Source organism: bacterium (assembly GCA_016873475.1).
Classification (GTDB): domain Bacteria; phylum Krumholzibacteriota; class Krumholzibacteriia; order JACNKJ01; family JACNKJ01; genus VGXI01.
This window is the reverse complement of record VGXI01000316.1, coordinates 1-2,761: the sequence shown is the minus strand read 5'-3', so window position 1 is coordinate 2,761 and position 2,761 is coordinate 1. Positions and strand designations below refer to the sequence as shown.

The window sequence follows — 2,761 nt, the reverse complement described above, 5'->3', positions numbered from 1 at the left end:
TCCCTTCCGCAACCAGGAGCGCCTTACCGAGCTGCGCGTGCAGCGCGACCTCAACACGGCCCTGCGCGGCGCGCAGGGGGTGATCCTCGCCGCGCGCCACGCCGAGTACCTGGCGCTCGAGCCCGAGCGCGTGGTGCGCGCGGTCGGCGGGCCCTGCCTCGTGGTGGACGCCTTCAACCTGCTCGACGACGAGAAGATCCGCGCCTACCTGCGCCTGGGCTGCACGGTGCGCGGCATGGGCCGCGGGCACATCCACCGGCTGAAGGAAGAGATCGACGCTGAGCACTAGGAACGCCGTAGAGAAGGATGAGCGACCCCTACCGCTGACCCCATACCTGACACCGCAGGGGCGGCTCCTGCTCGCGGCAACGGGCGACGTGGCGCTGGAGCCCGCGCTCGCTGCGCGCCTCAGCGCCGCCTTCGCGCGCAGCAGTGGGCACGGACTCCTGCGACTGGGCGCCGCGGAGCTTGGCCAGCCCATGCCTCCGGCCTTCGGCTACTGGCGCGAGTTCGCTGGCCGCTTCGTCACCGCCCTGTGCACGAGTCCCGCACTCGACGAAGGCCGGCCGGCGGTGGCGCCCCCACCGGCGGCGGAGCTCGCTACGCTGGCCGCCGCGGCACCGCCGATGCAGGGCGCCGAGTACCTGAGCGCCGAGGTCCTGGGCACGCTCTGGACGGCACTCGGCGAAGCCTTCACCGCCGAACTGGCGGCAGCGAAGGTCCCGCTGGCGGACTTCCTCGCTCGCCTGAGCCCCGAGTGGCACCGGGTCGGACGGGTGCATTTTCACCTTGCCGAGAATCGCCCGGATTCGCTGGCCCCATTCGCCTTCCTCGCGACCTACACCCATCGCCTGACGGCGCAGGGCAAGGCCCAGCACCTTCCCCTCGGTGATGCCTTGCGCGAGTACGCCGGCACCCGCAACCGGGACAAGCTGCTCTCGCTGCTCTTGCCGGTGCAGCGCGCAGCCGCGCAATGCGACTGGCTCAAGACGATGGTCGACAGCGGGGAGCTCTACCACCCCCTGCGCTGGTCGTCCGCGGAGGCTTTCCGACTTCTCACCGCTACTGAGATGCTCGAACGCGCCGGGATCATCGTGCGCATGCCCGCTGGCTGGCGGGCGGGACGGCCGCCGCGGCCGCAGGTAACGGCCACGGTGGGCGCGAAGGCCCCTTCTCTGCTGGGCGCCGATGCCCTGCTCGACTTCAGCATGGAGCTGACGCTCGATGGCCGCAAGCTGAGCGCGGCCGAAGTCAAGGCGATCCTGGCCGGGGCGGACGGCCTCGCCCTCCTCCGCGGCCAGTGGGTCGAGATCGACCGCGAGCGCCTCGCGGCGATGATGGACCGCTTCCAGGCGGCCGCGCGGCTCGCGCGGGCGGGCGGCCTCTCCTTCGCCGAGGCGATGCGCTTGCTCGCGGGCACGGACTTGGGAGGAAAGGCGGCGGACGACGACGATCGCGAGTGGTCGCGGGTTGTCGCCGGACCTTGGCTCGCGGAAACGCTGAGGGGCCTGCGTGCGCCCGAGGCACTGGCGGCGCTCGAACCGGGTCGCGAGCTGCACGGCACGCTGCGGCCCTACCAGTCGGTCGGCCTGCGCTGGCTGTACCTGCTGGCCCGGCTCCGCCTGGGCGCCTGTCTCGCCGACGACATGGGCCTCGGCAAGACCGTCCAGGTGCTCGCCCTGCTGCTGGCGCTGCGGCGGAGCGAGAGCGGACGAAAGCGGCCGAACGTGCTGGTAGCGCCGGCCTCTCTACTCGCCAACTGGGTGTCCGAAATCGAGCGTTTCACGCCCGGACTCAAGGCCCTCGTCGCCCATCCCTCGTTCATGCCGGCGGAGGAACTAAGGACCCTGCCCCGCCGGCGGCTCGCGGGAGTCGATTTGGTGATCACGAGCTACGGCACGCTCCTGCGCGTTCCCTGGCTGACGGCCACACCCTGGCGCCTGGCGATCCTCGATGAGGCGCAGGCGATCAAAAACCCGGGCGCCAAGCAGACGCGGGCCGTCAAGCAGCTCCAGGCGCAGGCGCGGATCGCTCTGACAGGAACGCCGATCGAAAACCGGCTTGGCGACCTGTGGTCCCTCTTCGATTTCATCAACCCGGGCTTGCTCGGCTCAAGCAAGGAGTTCAGCGTCTACGCTCGCCGCCTCGACGAGCGCAGCCACAATGCCTATGGCCCCCTGCGCGAGCTGGTGCGGCCCTATATCCTGCGCCGGCTCAAGACCGACAAGGCCATCATCGCAGACTTGCCCGACAAGACCGAGCTCAAGACCTACTGCCCGCTCAGCCGCAGGCAGGCAGCGCTCTACGAGCAGGCGGTGAGGGAGCTGGCCGCGAAGCTCGTGAGCGCCGAGGCGGGGATCGAGCGCAAGGGCTTGGTGCTCGCTTCGCTGATGCGGCTCAGGCAGATCTGCAACCATCCCTCGCAGTGGCTGGGCGACGGCACCTGGGCGGAGGCGGACAGCGGCAAGTGGTCCCGCCTGCGCGAATTGACCGAGGTGATCGCCGCCAGGCAGGAGAAGGCGCTCGTCTTCACGCAGTTTCGCGAGGTGACCGCGCCGCTGGCGTCCTTTCTGGGCGATGTCTTCGGCCGGCCCGGGCTGGTGCTGCACGGCGAGACCGCGGTGGCGAAGCGGCGGGACCTGGTGCGGCGATTCCAGGAGGACGAGGCCGTGCCCTTCTTCGTGCTGTCCCTCAAGGCTGGCGGTCTGGGCCTCAATCTCACAGCCGCCTCGCACGTGCTGCACTTCGATCGCCGGTGGGG

1 protein-coding gene is annotated in these 2,761 nt (G+C 70.5%); it reads left to right on the top strand.

The window, feature by feature from the left end; all coding sequences use genetic code 11:
* Positions 1–323: 323 nt before the first annotated feature.
* Positions 324–2,761 (top strand): DEAD/DEAH box helicase (locus tag FJ251_15215; GenBank protein MBM4119051.1); only part of this gene is annotated, 2,438 nt, incomplete at its 3' end.